General features: G+C 45.0%; 13 protein-coding genes. 11 read left to right on the top strand and 2 right to left on the bottom strand.

The features are described from left to right. The 7 genes from B9A22_RS13345 to B9A22_RS13315 all read left to right on the top strand — a co-directional run bounded on the left by B9A22_RS13345 (position 1) and on the right by B9A22_RS13315 (position 8,059). The gene (locus B9A22_RS13345; protein WP_084576225.1) at positions 1-1,746 is read left to right on the top strand and encodes an NADH-dependent [FeFe] hydrogenase, group A6; all 1,746 of its coding nucleotides are present in this window, start codon (positions 1-3) and stop codon (positions 1,744-1,746) included. A gap of 255 nt (positions 1,747-2,001) precedes the next feature. Further along, complete coding sequence (locus B9A22_RS13340; protein WP_084576224.1) at positions 2,002-2,604, top strand: anthranilate synthase component II; 603 nt, start codon at positions 2,002-2,004, stop codon at positions 2,602-2,604. Further along, complete coding sequence (gene pabB / locus B9A22_RS13335) at positions 2,605-4,011, top strand: aminodeoxychorismate synthase component I (protein WP_084576223.1); 1,407 nt, start codon at positions 2,605-2,607, stop codon at positions 4,009-4,011. A 20-nt stretch (positions 4,012-4,031) separates the two neighbouring features. Beyond that, positions 4,032-4,877, top strand: a complete 846-nt coding sequence (locus B9A22_RS13330) for an aminotransferase class IV (RefSeq protein WP_084576222.1) — start codon at positions 4,032-4,034, stop codon at positions 4,875-4,877. A 4-nt stretch (positions 4,878-4,881) separates the two neighbouring features. After that, positions 4,882-5,676 (top strand): formate dehydrogenase accessory sulfurtransferase FdhD, encoded by a 795-nt coding sequence (gene fdhD, locus B9A22_RS13325; RefSeq protein WP_084576221.1) that lies wholly within the window; start codon positions 4,882-4,884, stop codon positions 5,674-5,676. 128 nt (positions 5,677-5,804) lie between these two features. Then, positions 5,805-6,830 carry a molybdopterin-binding protein gene (locus B9A22_RS13320; RefSeq protein WP_217805953.1) on the top strand — a complete coding sequence of 342 codons (1,026 nt, stop codon included), beginning with the start codon at positions 5,805-5,807 and terminating at the stop codon, positions 6,828-6,830. 14 nt (positions 6,831-6,844) lie between these two features. Then, positions 6,845-8,059 (top strand): molybdopterin molybdotransferase MoeA, encoded by a 1,215-nt coding sequence (locus tag B9A22_RS13315; RefSeq protein ID WP_084576219.1) that lies wholly within the window; start codon positions 6,845-6,847, stop codon positions 8,057-8,059. 114 nt (positions 8,060-8,173) lie between these two features. On the opposite strand, the gene mobB is transcribed toward B9A22_RS13315, so the two are convergent. Then, positions 8,174-8,665, bottom strand: coding sequence for a molybdopterin-guanine dinucleotide biosynthesis protein B (gene mobB, locus B9A22_RS13310; protein ID WP_084576218.1), 492 nt, complete (start codon positions 8,663-8,665; stop codon positions 8,174-8,176). Positions 8,666-8,869: 204 nt separating this feature from the next. Between mobB and fdhF (B9A22_RS13305) the strand changes: the two genes are divergently transcribed. The 4 genes from fdhF (B9A22_RS13305) to B9A22_RS13290 are packed head-to-tail and all read left to right on the top strand — an operon-like array spanning position 8,870 to position 13,548. Continuing rightward, positions 8,870-11,065 carry a formate dehydrogenase subunit alpha gene (fdhF, locus tag B9A22_RS13305; RefSeq protein ID WP_084576217.1) on the top strand — a complete coding sequence of 732 codons (2,196 nt, stop codon included), beginning with the start codon at positions 8,870-8,872 and terminating at the stop codon, positions 11,063-11,065. Between the two features lie 43 nt (positions 11,066-11,108). Next, entirely contained in the window at positions 11,109-11,654 is a 546-nt protein-coding gene (locus B9A22_RS13300; RefSeq protein ID WP_084576216.1) for a 4Fe-4S dicluster domain-containing protein, read from the top strand. Positions 11,655-11,666: 12 nt separating this feature from the next. Next, on the top strand, positions 11,667-13,037 hold the full coding sequence (locus tag B9A22_RS13295; RefSeq protein WP_084576215.1) for a [FeFe] hydrogenase, group A: 1,371 nt from the start codon (positions 11,667-11,669) through the stop codon (positions 13,035-13,037). Between the two features lie 4 nt (positions 13,038-13,041). Continuing rightward, a complete protein-coding gene (locus B9A22_RS13290) occupies positions 13,042-13,548 on the top strand; it encodes a 4Fe-4S dicluster domain-containing protein (RefSeq protein ID WP_217805952.1) in 507 nt (168 codons plus the stop codon). Between the two features lie 198 nt (positions 13,549-13,746). Here B9A22_RS13290 and fdhF (B9A22_RS26060) read toward each other — a convergent pair whose 3' ends face one another. Next, the gene (fdhF, locus tag B9A22_RS26060) at positions 13,747-16,434 is read right to left on the bottom strand and encodes a formate dehydrogenase subunit alpha (RefSeq protein ID WP_084576214.1); all 2,688 of its coding nucleotides are present in this window, start codon (positions 16,432-16,434) and stop codon (positions 13,747-13,749) included. Positions 16,435-16,589 lie beyond the last annotated feature (155 nt).

The following is a 16,589-nucleotide window of genomic DNA, read 5'->3' as shown; positions in this document are numbered from 1 at the left end:
ATGGGCCATCATGCATCAGATCCAAATAAAATAGTCAACATTACAATTGACGGCATTCCCGTATCGTGTCCTGAGACCACACTTATCCTGGACGCAGCGAAAATGGTTGGTATAGATATTCCTGTGTTATGCTATCATCCTGACCTTAAAGTACGCGCTACCTGCCGTGTGTGCGTAGTAGAGATGAAAGGCCAGAAAAAACTAAAGACTGCTTGTGGTAACGAGGTATGGGACGGTGCTGAGTTTATCACCAATAGCCCGTCAGTACGTCAAGCCAGAAAAGATGTTCTTGAGCTTATCTTGGCTGAACATCCCCAAGATTGCTTAAAATGTGTTAGAAACACTAACTGTGAGCTGCAGCGGCTAGCGAATGACTTTGGGATTAGCAAACCGCTGTTTGAAAATCAGCCTAAACAAATCCCTATCGAAGACTCTAACGGCGTAATTGTTCGCGATATGTCCAAGTGCGTAAAATGCGGACGCTGTGTTGAGATGTGCCAAGAGGTTCAAACCGTTGGTGCCATCAATACTGCTCACCGTTCAGTTGAATTCGAAGTTACCACTGCGTTTGACCGGCCGCTCCAAGACACTACCTGCGTATACTGCGGCCAATGTATTTCGGTCTGCCCGGTAGGAGCATTATATGAAAAAGATGATAGTGAAAAAGTATGGCAGGCAATTACCAATGCTGACAAGCATGTTCTTGTTCAAGTAGCTCCGGCTGTCCGGGTAGCCTTAGGTGAAGAATTTGGTATGGGCTCTGGCAGTATTGCTACAGGAAAAATGGTAGCTGCCCTCCGGCGCTTGGGCTTTGACAAAGTGTTTGATACCGATTTTGCCGCTGACGTCACTATTATGGAAGAAGGCAGCGAGCTGCTAGAGAGAATGAGCCACGGCGGCGCACTGCCGCTTATCACCTCTTGCAGCCCTGGTTGGATCAATTTTGTCGAGGGTTTCTATCCTGAACTCTTACCTAATGTGTCAAGCTGTAAATCGCCACAACAAATGTTTGGCGCGCTGGCCAAGACCTATTATGCAGAAAAAGCAGGCATTGATCCCAGTAAAATAGTATCAGTGTCCATAATGCCTTGCGTTGCTAAGAAAAACGAAAGTGCTCGGCCTGAGATGAACGGCAGCGGTTATCGCGATGTTGACGTTGTGTTGACCACTCGCGAATTGGCTCGTATGATTAAGCAGTCTGGAATTGACTTCAACAAGCTAGCTGATGAAGAATTTGACGCTCCGCTTGGTATTTCTACCGGTGCGGCTGTTATCTTCGGTACTTCAGGCGGTGTTATGGAAGCGGCGCTTCGTACTGTCTACGAAGTTGTGACAGGCAAAGAACTTGCTAACATTGATTTTGAAGGCATTCGGGGTATGACAGGTGTTAAAGAAGCTGAAGTCGATCTTGAGGGCACAAAAGTCAAAGTGGCAATTGCCAACGGCTTGAAAAATGCCCGCGTGATTCTTGATAAAATCAAGGCTGGCGAGTGTGACTATCAATTTGTGGAAATTATGTGTTGCCCTGGCGGCTGTATTGGCGGCGGTGGTCAACCTTGGGGTACCACCAAAGCAACTAAAGAGGCCCGGATGGCTGGTCTCTATCAGGCTGACCGCGAAACTCCAATTCGGCAGTCGCATAAGAACCCGGCAGTTAAAGTCTTGTATGAGGAATTCTTGGGTAAACCGCTTAGTCACAAATCCCATGAACTTCTCCATACTCATTATCATCCCCGCCATAAGTAAGAGATTAAAAGCGAGACTGCTTCACGTGCGCTCGCAATGACATGGGATGAACTAACCTATCTAGCGTCATTGCGAGCATAGTGTGGCAATCCACGTAGCCAATGTTGGTTTGTAAATGAGGACGGCTTCTATCATAGCCGTCCTCATTTATTAAATATAATCCAATCGCAGTTTGTCTATACGAGACAGGCTGTGATAAAATATATATGGGGCTTATTGCCTTTTAACGAGAACATGCTGAGGAGGAACTGAAGCTTGATATTAATGATAGACAACTACGATTCCTTTGTATATAACCTCGTCCAGTACCTTGGCGAAATGGGAGAAGATATCCGGGTTTTTCGAAATAATAAATTGACAGTTGCTCAAATCGAAGACATGCGTCCTGACCATATTATTCTCTCGCCTGGCCCTTGTACTCCCAATGAAGCCGGTATTAGCCTCGAACTCCTCAAGTATTTTAAAGGGAGAATACCCATGCTGGGCGTTTGTCTTGGCCATCAGGCCATCGGCCAGGCGTTTGGCGGTGAGGTTGTGCGTGCTCCACGCTTGATGCACGGCAAGACCTCATTGGTATACCATGACGGTAAAGGTGTTTTTGCCGGTTTAAAAAGCCCATTGGCAGCTACCCGCTATCATTCACTCATTGTCAAAAAAGAAACATTGCCTGACTGCTTCGAAATTACTGCTGAGACTGATCTTGGTGAAATTATGGGTATTCGCCATAAAGAGTACCTAATTGAAGGTGTACAATTTCATCCAGAATCTATTCTGACTGAAGATGGACATGCGATGCTCGAAAACTTCCTTGCTATGAACCCAACATGGACAACCAAGAGGAAAGGGGCCAGCCGGTAAATGAGACCGACACCAATTATTCGAGAGATAAACCTGACATTGCCGCCTGCAGAAGTGTTTGCGTTATTTGCCCAACAGCCATATAGTGTTTTTTTAGATAGCGGCATGGATAAAAATGGTATGGGGCGCTATTCGTTTATTGCCCGTGACCCATTCCTGGTATTTTCCAGCAAAGAAAAAACAATACATATTGAAGATAAGAGTGGCCGCAAGACCTTTGAGGGTAATCCCTTCAATGAGCTTAAACGGCTGCTCAGTATATATAAAACCCAAAAAGTACCTGGGTTACCCCCGTTAACTGGCGGTATTATCGGCTACTTCGGCTATGATATGGGATATCTTTTAGAGATAATTCCCGGTTTGAGTACAGATGACCTGAATAATCCTGACTGTTTTTTCGGTTTTTATGATACGGTGTTGATTTTTGATCACCATACCAATAAGACCTACATTGCCTCTAATGGCTTCCCTGTGCAAAACGAACCGGCCCGGTGCAAACAGGCTGAAGCACGTATTGCTGAACTAGCTGCTTTAGTAGCCGAAGCTAAGCCATTGCCTGAGCCTAAGCCACAGATACCTGAAGGCCAGTATCAATCTAATTTTACCCGTGAAGGGCATTGTAATATGGTGCAGCAAGGCATAGACTACATTGCTGCCGGTGATATTTTCCAGGTAAACCTGACACAGCGGTTTAACGCCAAAGTGACGGTACCTCCCTATGAACTGTACCGCTATCTCCGGCATATTAATCCTGCGCCGTTTGCCTCTTATTTGAATTTTGGCGAAGTCATTGTCGCCAGTGCCTCACCTGAACGTTATCTGCTTGTAACTGATAGAATGGTGGAGACAAGACCGATCAAGGGAACAAGACCGCGTGGGAAAGATCCGGAATCTGATAAGCAGCTCGGTGAAGAACTGTTTGCCAGTGAAAAGGACCGGGCTGAGTTGGTTATGATTATTGACCTTGAACGCAATGACTTAGGCCGGGTGTGTGAGTTCGGCAGTGTCCGTGTGCCTGATCTAATCCGGCTGGAACAATATGCGACAGTATTTCATCTTGTGTCAACTGTAGTGGGAAAACTGGCAGATGGCAAAGATATTATTGATCTGGTAACCGCCTCTTTCCCAGGCGGCTCGATTACGGGCGCTCCTAAAGTACGCGCAATGGAGATCATTGACGAGCTTGAGCCGGTGCGACGGGGCATCTATACCGGTTCCATCGGTTATATTGATTTCAACGGTGACTCCGACCTTAATATTGTTATCCGCACATTTATTATTAAAGGAGATCGTGCCTATTACCAGATGGGGGGCGGGATCATAGCCGACTCTGTACCTGAGCTTGAGTATGAAGAAAGTTTGGATAAAGCGCGTGCACTTATGAAAGCCCTGGGTTACCAGGTGTAAAAGGCTTGGGCGGGTGACATATGATTATTTATTTTAATGGCCGGTTGGTTTCCAGCGAAGAATGTATTGTTTCACCGTTAGATCATGGTTTTCTCTATGGTCACGGTTTGTTTGAGACTATGCGCGCTTATAACGGTAGGATATTTCGGCTCCAAGACCATCTAAAACGCCTTGAAGAGGCTGCTGAATATCTTGGCTGGCCTGAAATCCCCAAAAGAATGGAACTTGGTAAGGCCATCGATAGTGTTCTGAAGGCGAATCATCTGCACGATGCTTCGGTACGTCTGACCTTATCACGGGGCATTGGGACAGCGCGCCCTGACCTTGCCAGCTGCGGTCAGCCGACTGTTGCAGTGTTTGCATCGCCATTGCCGCAACCACTGCCGCCTGAGGGCTGGCAAGTCGCTATAGTCAAATTACGGCGTAACTTATCTTCACCACTTGTCAGAATAAAATCAGCCAACTATCTTGACAATATGTTAGCCAAAGCGGAGGCTAGGCGCCATAATGCCCAGGAGGCCATTATGCTGAATACAGATGGCTTTGTGGCAGAAGGTTCAATGAGCAATATATTCTTTGTTACAGGTAACCAACTAGTTACCCCCGACGATAACAGCGGCATATTGCCAGGGGTCACAAGGCGGATTATTATTGAATTGGCACAATTGGCAGGGATACCTGTTGAGATACGCCAAGTCAACCCGGAAGAACTTGCCGGGGCTGACGAGATATTTTTAACAAGTTCTATTATGGAGGTTATTCCGGTAACGGCAGTTAATGGACAGCCTATTGGCGATAAACCTGCCATAGGGGCGATGACTGCCAAACTGCAGATGCTGTATCGGGAGCTTGCCGAAAAGGAGTGATCAAATGGACGCACTCAAAGGAACGGCCCAATATCAGGTTATCAAGGTTCGAGGGCAGGAGATATTAAAAACTGAAGAACCAGTTGTTGAAGAGATACCGCTTACTATATATTTAAACGGTAAAGAACTTGTAACTATGTTAGCCGCAGCTGGAGAAGAAGAGTACTTAGTAACAGGTTTTTTAGCAACTGAAGGCATTATTCAAGACGTTAAAGATATTGCAACCCTTACCGTGGATATGCAGCAGGGTGTAATACATGCCACAACAGTGTCAGGCGAAACAGCAGCCGAAAAGATGTTTTTGAAGCGTTATCTTACTGCCTGCTGTGGCAAAGGGCGGAGTGCTTTTTACTTTGCCAATGATGTTTTAACAGCTAAAATTGTGAATACCGAGATCAAGCTAACACCGCAGGAAGCTATGGCTTATTCTGAAATGTTGGAAGCAGCATCGGAGACATTCAGGTTAACAGGAGGAGTTCATGGCGGCGCGTTGGCGGCAGAAGGTAAGTTAGTCTGTTGGAGTCAGGATATCGGGCGTCACAATGTGTTCGATAAATTATATGGACGCTGCCTAAAAGAAGGGATCAGTACACAAGATAAAGTGTTGGTTTTTTCCGGCCGGGTCTCATCTGAGATTATTTTGAAGGTCAGCAAAATGAATATATCTGTCATTATTGCTCGTTCAGCGCCAACGAGCTTAGCACTTGATATGGCTGAAGAACTTGGTGTTACAGTAATTGGTTTTGCCAGAGATGAACGGTTGAACGTATATACTCATCCGGAGCGAATTGTAGGCTGATAAAAGTAACTCTTCCGAAGGCAAACCTTCTTCCGGAAGAGTTTTCGTTGTTTCATTTTATATTTTTTAACTGGAATATTTTTTGAAGTGGTTAACGTGCAGAATTGGTTATGCAGGAGGAGAAGCAAGTGGCGTTAAAGAAAGTGCGGGTAAGTGAAGCGGTTGGCATGGTGTTGGGGCATGATATGACCAAGATTGTACCAGGTGAATATAAGGGACCAGCATTTAAAAAGGGGCACATTATTCGCCAGGAAGATATACCTCATTTACTTAATATTGGCAAAGAGCATATATTTTTGCTTGAGTTAGGTGATGACCAAGTCCACGAAAACGATGCCGCCCAGCGAATTGCCTGTTTGGTAGGGGGAGCAAATACTTATTTAACAGGACCGGCCGAAGGAAGGGTAAATATTTTAGCTCAATATGATGGGTTATTAAAGGTAAACCGGGGCGCAGTAACTAGGATTAATTCTGTTGATTACACTGTGTTATCTACTTTGCATGGGAACAGACTTGTTAATGCAGGCGAAATTTTGGCTGGAGTAAAGGTAGTACCATTGATAGTAGCAGGCGAAACAATTGATCATGTAGAGAAGATAGCTGGCGAATATCAAGATATTGTGTCAATAAAACCATTGCAGCCATTGAAAACAGCAATAATTACAACAGGCAACGAGGTTTTTTATGGGCGAATTCAGGACAAGTTCGGCCCTGTACTAGAAGAAAAAATCAAAACCTATAAGGCTGCTTTTAGCGGGTTGAGTTTTCAGCCGGATGATAAAGAGAAAATTACTCAGGCTATTCTGGACTGCGCACATGCGGGTGCTGAGGTAATCGTTATTACCGGAGGGATGTCGGTTGACCCGGACGATGTGACTCCGGATGCTATCCGCGCAACCGGCGCGGAAATTATTACTTACGGGACTCCGGTATTGCCGGGAGCTATGTTTATGCTGGCATATCTTGATAATATAGCTATTTTAGGATTGCCGGCTTGTGGCATGTTTTCAAAAATCACGGTATTTGATTTAGTGTTTCCAAGAATACTTGCTGGTGAAAAGTTAAGCAAGCAGGATTTTGCTGAAATGGGATACGGCGGTCTATGCATGGGCTGCAAAGAATGTTTCTATCCTTGTTGCCCGTTTGGAAAGTGAAGGAGGAATGTCCGATGTCAGTTAAATTAGAGATAGCTCAGGAAATCTTATTGAATTTAGTAACAGTAATGCCTAAGGAAAAAGTAGTGTTGAGTGAGTGCTGGCGTCGAATTTTAGGGGAAACCATCGTTTCTGACATTGATTTTCCGCCTTTTGATAGATCACCGCTTGACGGTTACGCGCTAATTGATGAAGAAGTGGCTGGTGCAACCCCGGAAAACCCGGTAATTCTGCAGCAAACTGACTATATTCCGGCCGGCGGGATTCCAAATAAACCTGTCATTCCTGGAACGGCATGCCGTATTATGACAGGTGCGCCCTTACCTCCGGGAGCTACCGGCGTAATTCGTTTGGAAGATACGATTGTCGATGGCGATAAAGTGACAATTCTGGATGGCAGAGGTGCAGAAAAAAATATATGTCTACGAGGCGAAGAGCTTTTTAGTGGTGAAGAAGTCATTGCGCAAGGGACTGTCATAAATGCCGGAGTAATGGGAATGTTAGCTGTATTAGGCAAGAGCCGGCCGTCTGTTTTCTGTAAACCACGTGTGGCACTCATTGCTACAGGCAGCGAGATTGTGCCTGTCGATTTTCCATTGACACCAGGGAAAATTCGTAACTCCAATAGTTTTATGCTGAGTGCACAAGCGGCCGAGGCTGGGGCACAGACTGTTTTGCTGGGCAATGCATCAGATAATGTTGATGAAATTGCGCATTTATTGGAAACAGCTGCCGATTGTGATGTATTCATCACTACTGGTGGCGCTTCTGTGGGGGATTTTGACTTTATTAGCGAGGTATATAAAAAATTAGGAATTACTTTACTGTTTGATAGAGTGAGTATTAAGCCCGGAATGCCGGTTTTGGCAGGTATTCGCGATGGAAAACTCTATTTTGGCTTATCCGGCAATCCTGCAGCTGCAGCTATTTCTTTTGAACAGTTGGTACGTCCTGTATTGATGAAGCTGGGTGGGCGTAAAGTCTGGTGGAGGCCGCATGTTAAGGCTATATTGGCATCTCCATTTAATAAAAAGACAGGTGCCAAACGTTTTGTGTGGGCACGGTGCTGGCAAACAGATAATGACATCTTAGTTGAGCCGTCACGGGCGCAAGGTAATGGTATGCTTAAATCAGCAATGGGGGCAAATGCTTTGATGGTTATTCCTGAGAATTCACCACCATTGCCGTTAAACGCTGAAGTCGAGGTTATTCTGTTAGCAGATGCCTAGTTTTGATCCACAAATGAATTTAACCCTCAACATTAAAAAGTGAGGCTTATGGCATGAGTAGAACCTGCCATAAGCCTTACTTTTAGGTGAATCTCTAAGAAATATTTTATTAGGTTACTTTTTACCAATGATGTTTTCCACTAGAAAATCAGCCATAGGAGCCGGATCATCTAACGAGAAATGTGGTATATCTTCATAGATAACTGTGTCGGAAGCTATGGCTAATAATTCGTCTTGTAAGCACAGCGGGCTTTCACAAACTTCTTTCCGAAATACTTCAATCCTACGTTTGCTTTCACGTTTATAGCCTTCTGTAAAAATAATATCTACACCATCAATATGGGCGACGACTTCTTCAAGCAAGAGTTCGTTGTCCACTTTTTTTATCATTGCCATTTTTTGTGGCGAAGAGATGCATACAATATCCGCGCCTGCCTGTGCATGACGCCAGGTATCTTTGCCTGGTCTGTCAATATCAAAGCCATGAACGTCATGCTTAATCGTAGCTACCTTATAGCCGCGGTTTTTGATTTCTCGTATTAATTTCTCCAGATAAGTAGTTTTGCCGCAATCGGAACGTCCTACGATTGAAATTACCGGAATCATAGTGCGATTACCTCTTTTCTTTCATTATTTTTTAACATATTATTACTGTTCATTATAAATGTATATTCAACATAAGCGCAAGCAGAGTAAATAGGAAAATACTTTGTGAAATTTTTTTCAAATCATGCAGGAGTTTTCTGAAAAAGATGGAATAATGTCAGAAGATTACAATTTGTATCTTAGAGGCACTAAATCGCTACTGAAATGCATGAAAGGCCTACTCAAGTGCAAACACAAAATTTAATTGGAGGGAGCAATTTGGAGAAAGTTTTAACAGTATGCCCGTATTGTGGCGCTGGCTGCCAAATGTATCTGTTGGTCGAAAACAATAGAGTCATAGGCGCTGAACCTGCAAACGGACACATCAACGAAGGCGAGCTTTGTTTAAAGGGTCACTATGGCTGGGATTTCCTGAACGACACCAAGATTCTGAGCAAACGATTGACAAAACCATTACTCAGGTATGACAGGAACGAGGATTTCCATGAAGTAGAATGGGACGAAGCCTTGGATTATATTGCTGATAAATTGAAGGCCATTAAGGAGAAATATGGCCCAGATGCAATTATGGGTACAGGTTCAGCCCGGGGTATGGGAAACGAACCTAACTATCTCATGCAAAAATTTATGCGCGCCGTGATCGGTACCAACAATATCGACCATTGCGCCCGTGTTTGACACGCTCCCTCTGTAGCCGGTCTGGCTACTACATTTGGCAGTGGAGCGATGACAAACTCCATACCCGAGATTGAAGATGCTACCTGTTTATTGATCTTTGGCTATAATGGCGCAGATTCTCATCCACTGGTTGCCCGTCGTATTCTCAAGGCTAAAGAAAAAGGTGCTAAAATTATTGTTGTTGATCCCCGCAAAACGGAAGCGGCTAGGATTGCCGACATCTGGCTGCCGATCAAAAACGGTTCAAATATGGCGGCGGTTAACAGTTTTGCCAATCTTATTCTAGCCAAAGGTTGGGAAAACAAGGAATATATAGAAAATTATACTGAAGGTTTTGAGGAATACAGAAAAACTGTTGCTAAATATACACCTGAGTATGCACAAAAAATCTCTGGTCTTGACCCTAAGCTTGTGGAACAGGCTATGGGAATTTATGCAAAATCTGAAAGATCGTTCATTCTCTACGGCATGGGCGTGTGCCAATACAATCAGGCGGTGGATGTGGTCAAGGGACTGGGTGGATTGTGCCTGTTGACCGGACAAATTGCCAAACCCAGCTCCGGCATTGGTCCGGTGCGCGGGCAAAACAATGTACAGGGCGCTTGCGATATGGGCGCGCTGCCTAATGTATTCCCCGGCTATCAGCCAGTCACTGACCCTGCTAACCGCAAGAAGTTTGCGGAGGCGTGGGGTGTGGAAAGCTTGCCGGAAAAAGTGGGCTATATGCTGACAGATGTTCCTCATTGCGCCGAAGAAGGAAAATTAAAAGCCTTCTATATTATTGGCGAAGATCCGGTGCAGAGCGACCCAGATGCCGCCGGCGTGAGAAAAGCACTGGATGAACTTGAGTTGGTTGTTCTGCAGGATATATTCATGAACAAAACAGCCCTGCATGCTGATGTCATTTTGCCAGCCACCTCCTGGGGGGAGCATGGCGGCGTATTTAGCGGTGCAGACCGCAGGTTCCAGCGCTTCCGCCAAGCTGTGGATGCTAAAGGAGACGTTAAGGACGACTGGGTAATTATTTGCGAATTAGCGAAACGTTTCGGTTATGAAATGAACTATAATGATACCGAAGAAATCTGGAGTGAAATGATTAGCTTATGCCCGAGCTTTGCCGGCGCTACCTATGCGAGAATTGAAGAGTTAGGCAGTATTCAATGGCCGTGCCGTACCGTGGAAGATACAGGTACTCCGTATCTGTTCAAGGGTAACGTATTCCAAACTCCCAGCAAGAAAGGCAATTTCTTTGCTGCAGAGTGGCGTCCGCCGGTTGAACAGCCTGATGCCGAATATCCGCTGGTATTGTCTACCGTACGAGAAGTAGGTCACTATTCGTCCCGTACAATGACAGGAAACTGCTGGGGTCTTGCCAAACTGGCTGATGAGCCAGGCTTTCTCCAGATTAATCCGGAAGATGCTGATAAACTTGGTATTGTTGATGAGGAGCTTGTACGTGTGACTACACGGCGCGGATCGGTTGTAACCAGGGCTCTGGTGACTGACCGGGTGGGTACAGGTGTTGTATATATGACGTATCAATGGTGGGTTGGGGCTTGCAACGAACTTACTATTCATGTAGTTGACCCCATTTCCAAAACACCTGAGTATAAGTACTGTGCAGTCAAAGTAGAAGCTATCGAAGACCAGAAAAAGGCTGAAGAAGACCTTATCGCAGCATACAATGATCTTAAACGTAAAATGGGTGCTATTGTTTCTTAATAAAACAGGATGAGAAGCGCGGCTTCTTGAAAGGGAGGTAATCATGGAGAAGTTAAGCCCATTTGTTGTTGGCGATGGGACAAAATGCATTGGCTGTAAAGCTTGTGAAGTTGCCTGCCATGTGTCCCATAATGTAAACGGTATTACGGCGGGAAATATTGATACTCCGGTGTTTCCCAAGTTGTTTGTCACGCGAGTAGAAGAAGTGACTATGCCGGTTCAGTGTCACCATTGTGAAGATGCGCCCTGTGCTCAGGCTTGTCTTGAGAAAGCTATTTACTTCGATGGCGACAAAGTGTTGATTAATACGGCCAAATGCAAAGGTTGCAAAGATTGTCTGGTAGCTTGTCCGTTTGGTGCAGTAGAACTTGTTCCAATGTTTGTTAGAGGTGAGGAAGTAATACAAACCAATTTGGAAAAACCACTGATGTATGGCAATAAATGTGATTTGTGCTATTCCAGGAAAAGCGGACCCATTTGCATTGAAGCGTGCCCGGAAAAGGCACTGCGTCTAGTAGAACCACATAAGGAAAAAAAAGAAAAAAATAGAAAAGCTGTTGCCACTATTGTTGGCATGTTTAAAAAATAGGAGGTGAATAATATGCAATATACAATTGAAATTGATCAGGAATTGTGTACCGGATGTCACCGCTGTATTGAGGTTTGCCCAGTCGGAGCTATTGGCGGACCTGAAGGCATGGCGGTAGAAATCAACTATGATAAGTGCTGTTTCTGCGGCCAGTGTGTTCAGATTTGCAGCGCTTATCAGGAGTATAAATCGGAAACTACGGCGCCGCGCGAAACCAAGATGAAGGATCGTGGCTTATTGGCTAGTGTCAAGGAACCGCTATTTGCGGCGCACAACATGGGACACGCGCAGAAGGTATGGGAAGCGCTCAATAATCCTAATGTAGTAACTATGGTCCAATGCGCGCCAGCTGTTAGAGTTGGCTTGGCAGAAGATTTCGGTATGGAATCTGGTGAACTGGTTGCTGGTAAAATGATTAGCGCTCTCAGAAAGCTGGGCTTTGATCGGGTCTATGATACCAACTTTACTGCTGATTTGACCATTATGGAGGAAGGCAGTGAGTTAATCAAACGGATTCAAGAAAACGGTGTTTTGCCCATGTTTACTTCCTGCTGTCCGGCATGGGTTAAATACGTAGAGCAAGAACAGTTTGATCTTCATGAAAACCTATCCACCTGTAAATCTCCCCAGCAAATGGCTGGCGCACTGTTTAAGACTTACGGCGCACAGGTTGACAAACTCGAGCCTAAAAAAATAGTCAGTGTATCAGTGATGCCCTGTACTGCTAAAAAGTTCGAGGCGTCCCGGCCGGAAATGAACTCGAGCGGCAGTCAGGATGTTGATATTGTTTTGACAACCAGAGAACTGGCTAATCTAATTAAACACGCAGGTATTGATTTTAAAAATCTTGAGCCAAGTCAGCCTGACTCTGTGCTGGGCGCTTATACTGGCGCTGGTCATATATTCGGGGTTACCGGCGGGGTAATGGAAGCTGCTCTGCGAACAGGTTATGAATTGATTACTGGCAAAGCGCTTGACGATATTAATATTTTAGATGTACGGTACAGCCAAGGAGTAAAACGCGCTACTATTCAGGTGGGCGATTTGGCTGTAAAAACGGTAGTGGTGGCCGGACTGGCCAATGTAGCGCCTATTATTGAAGAAATTAAAAATGGTACTGCCGATTTCCATTTTGTCGAAGTTATGGCTTGTCCTCAAGGCTGTATCAGTGGCGGTGGCCAACCCAAGGTTCTGTTAGAAACTGAACGAAAAGAGGTTTATGCCAGCCGGATGGCTTCCATGTACAAACATGACGAGGAACTGCCGCTTAGAAAATCGCATGACAACCCCGAGGTAACAAAGATTTATCAAGAATTTTTAGGCAAGCCACTGGGACATAAATCTCATGAATTATTGCACACTCATTACATACGGAGGGGATAAGATAATGATGAATACTGCTTTTGTTATCGGAAACCCTGACTTATGCATTGGCTGTCGGACCTGTGAAATTGCATGTGTTCTGGCCCATACCAAAAAAGAGCTAGGCACAGAAGAAATTAAGGATGTGCCATTTGTACCCCGCTTGTCTGTGGTAAAAACCGAAGATATCAGTGTTCCTGTGCAGTGTCGTCAATGTGAAGACGCGCCTTGTGCTGAAGCCTGCCCGGAAAAGGCAATCGTGCAGCGCGGCCAAACAATTTACGTGCTTGCCGACAAATGCGTCGGCTGCAAAAACTGTCTAATGGCTTGTCCGATCGGTGCTGTCTATTTAACCCGAATTGAGGATAAGCCGTGTCAAAAAACTGCCTATAAATGTGATTTGTGTATTGAAGTTACCGATGGACCACAATGTGTTAAAAAATGTCCAACAAAAGCGTTGGCAGTAGTTTTACCCGAAGATATTGAAACAAGTATTAAACAAAAGCGCACAAGTGCGGTAAGAGCTGGGTAAAGACTGCCTGTGGTAATGTGTCAGTAATAATTGAGTAGAGTCCTTTTTTAATAAAGAAAACACGGCTTGCGCCGAGCCTCTGGCGAAAGCGGAAGCCGATGTTGCCCTTATCCAGACGGAAAGTTATACTTTCTAACAAGACAAGAAATCTGTGGCGCTCCGGAGAGTGCCACAGATTTCTTTTAATACTACTTATTATTAATTAGCGGTTACTATTTTTTCAACTTTTATAGCACATACTTTATACTCATAGGTTTTTGTTACCTTGTCAACAGCGCTGCTGGTAATTTCGTTAGTCGGACATGCTGCAAAGTGGAAGGACATCCAAATTACTCCCGGTGGGACGCGGTCTGTTACCCAAGATTTAGCTTGTACCTGGCCCCGGCGGGATGATATTTTTATGGTTTCCATGTCCTCAATATTTAGCCGTTTAGCATCGTCCGGATGGATCATAACCCGTTCTTCTGAACGATAATCAGTGAGAGTTTTCGAGTAGCCTGGCGTAGTAATATTATAATGATAGAGAATACGCCCAGTGCTCAGCAAGAAGGGATATTCAGCATCAGGTGATTCACCAGGAGGCTGATGCTCTATAGCTTTAAACACGCCTAATCCGCAGGCGAATTTACCGCCATCATGAAGGTATTTTGTACCTGGATGTTCTTTGTGAGGAACAGGCCATTGCAAGCCCTGCTCATCGATACGTTCATAAGAAACACCGGCATATATTGGACTTAATGACGCCATTTCATCCATAATTTCACTTGGATGGTTGTAAGTCATGGAATAGCCCATCTTGTTTGACAAATCTCTAATAATCTGCCAGTCAGGGCGGCTATTGCCGATCGGATTAATGGCTTGGCGGACACGTTGCACCCGGCGTTCGGTATTAGTGAAAGTACCGTCTTTTTCGGCAAATGAAGCACCTGGAAGTACGACATCAGCCAATTTAGCTGTTTCTGTCATAAATAGATTTTGTACTACTAAAAATTCGAGATGTTTAAGGCCTTTTACTACATGGTGAGCATCAGAATCCGTCAATACCGGATCTTCGCCCATGACGTACATGGCTTTTAGTTTTCCGCTAATAGCCGCATCAAACATATCAGGAATCATCATACCGACTTTCTCTGATAGCTTTACGCCCCAGGCTTTTTCAAATTTTTCATGGGCAGCTGGATCGTTAACTTTTTGATAACCAGAGAAAACATTCGGCAACGCGCCCTGATCACAGGCTCCCTGTACGTTATTCTGACCGCGCATGGGGTTAATGCCAGCATTAAGCTTGCCAATATTACCTGTCATCATAGTTAAGTTAGCCAAACTCATAACATTATCAGTACCGCAAACATGTTCGGTAATACCCAAGGTATAGAATATTTGAGCCCGTTCAGCAGTGCCATAGATTCTTGCTGCTTCTCTTAATAAATGCTGAGGTACACCTGTGATATTTTCTACATATTCAGGCGTGTATTTTTCCACAGTTTCGGCTACTTTATCAAAGTCAACAGTGCAGGACTCAATAAACTTTTGATTGTGCCAGCCGGACTTAAGAATAATGTGCATTATACCGTTAATTAGCGCAATATCGGTACCTGGCTTCAGCCGCAGCCATACGTGGGCTTTACCGGCAAGTTCGGTTTTGCGCGGATCAACGACAATCAATTGAGCTCCTCGGCGGAGCGCCTGACGCATTTTTGCTCCGATGACGGGATGCGCTTCTGTTGGGTTGGCACCAATAACAAATAAAACCTTACTATCAGGTATTTCATTAATCGAGTTAGTCATTGCTCCGGAACCGAATGAAGTGGCCAGACCGGCCACAGTGGGGGCGTGTCAGGTACGGGCGCAGTGATCAACATTGTTGGTACCAATCACTGCGCGCATAAATTTTTGCATCAGATAGTTTTCTTCATTAACGCAACGGGCCGAACTGAGTGCAGCCAGCGCATCGCCACCATGGGTATCTTTAATCTCGGTAAACTTGGTTGCGATTAAATCCAGCGCTTCATCCCAAGTTGCTTCCACAAACTCACCATTTTTCTTGATTAACGGTGTGGTCAAACGCTCTGGACTATGGATATAATCAATGCCAAAGCGACCTTTCACACAAGTTAGGCGGCCGTTGACTACACTGGTCAGATTAGAAGTTACACCAATTACTTTATCTTCTTTTACATTGAGGTCGAAGTTGCAACCAACACCGCAGAAGGGGCAAGTGGTTTTGACTTTTTTATCTGGCAAACCAGTATTTCTCATGGGTTTTTCCGTTAAAGCACCTACTGGACAAGCTGATACGCAAGTCCCGCAAAAAACACAGCTGGATTCGGGCATTGTCTCGTCAAAAGCTGGCGCTATCTTGGTATCAAAGCCTCGATTAGTCCATTCAAGGACATCGCAGCATTGTACTTCCTGGCAAACCCGGACACACCGCCCGCAGAGGATGCATTTATTGTTGTCCCGAATGATGAAGGGGTTGCTGCTATCTTCGATAGCATATTTTCGACGCTCACCATCGAAACGGATTTCGCGAATACCCAGAGTGTTTGCCAGTGTTTGCAACTCACAGTCCAGGTTGCGTTGACAGGAAAGACAATCCTGCGGATGGTTAGCTAACATGAGTTCAACTACACTTTTGCGTGCTTCGCGGATAACTGCTGATTGGGTGCGGACAACCAGTCCTTCCGAAGCTGGGTAGGTACAGGCTGTGACTAGCCCGCGCGCGCCTTGTACTTCAACAACACAGACACGGCAGGATCCTTCTGGGGTTAGGTCAGCAAGGTGGCACAAAGTGGGAATCTTTACGCCAGCCTTATGGGCAGCCTCTAATACTGTAGTTCCTTCAACGGTTTCAATAACTTGCCCGTCAATTGTTAATCTGATCATTGACTTGTATTCACACTCCTTATGATAGAATAATAATGCTAAGCTGAACATTTAGAAAATTAAGGGTTGTTGTTAAAACTTTTGTGTTGTCTCAATGCCAATTGATTTTACTTTAATAAAATATTGCGGCTTATTATTGCAAGAGTAGAAAGTTG

This window comes from Sporomusa malonica (assembly GCF_900176355.1).
GTDB lineage: Bacteria > Bacillota > Negativicutes > Sporomusales > Sporomusaceae > Sporomusa > Sporomusa malonica.
Note: the sequence above shows the minus strand (reverse complement) of the source record. Positions and strands in the feature narration are given on the sequence as shown.

Coding starts and splice junctions, on each gene's coding strand:
- B9A22_RS13345 (WP_084576225.1), top strand. CDS start 1: ATGGGCCATCATGCATCAGATCCAAATAAAATAGTCAACATTACAATT.
- fdhD (WP_084576221.1), top strand. CDS start 4,882: ATGGACGCACTCAAAGGAACGGCCCAATATCAGGTTATCAAGGTTCGA.
- pabB (WP_084576223.1), top strand. CDS start 2,605: ATGAGACCGACACCAATTATTCGAGAGATAAACCTGACATTGCCGCCT.
- B9A22_RS13300 (WP_084576216.1), top strand. CDS start 11,109: ATGGAGAAGTTAAGCCCATTTGTTGTTGGCGATGGGACAAAATGCATT.
- B9A22_RS13290 (WP_217805952.1), top strand. CDS start 13,042: ATGATGAATACTGCTTTTGTTATCGGAAACCCTGACTTATGCATTGGC.
- B9A22_RS13315 (WP_084576219.1), top strand. CDS start 6,845: ATGTCAGTTAAATTAGAGATAGCTCAGGAAATCTTATTGAATTTAGTA.
- B9A22_RS13295 (WP_084576215.1), top strand. CDS start 11,667: ATGCAATATACAATTGAAATTGATCAGGAATTGTGTACCGGATGTCAC.
- mobB (WP_084576218.1), bottom strand. CDS start 8,665: ATGATTCCGGTAATTTCAATCGTAGGACGTTCCGATTGCGGCAAAACT.
- B9A22_RS13330 (WP_084576222.1), top strand. CDS start 4,032: ATGATTATTTATTTTAATGGCCGGTTGGTTTCCAGCGAAGAATGTATT.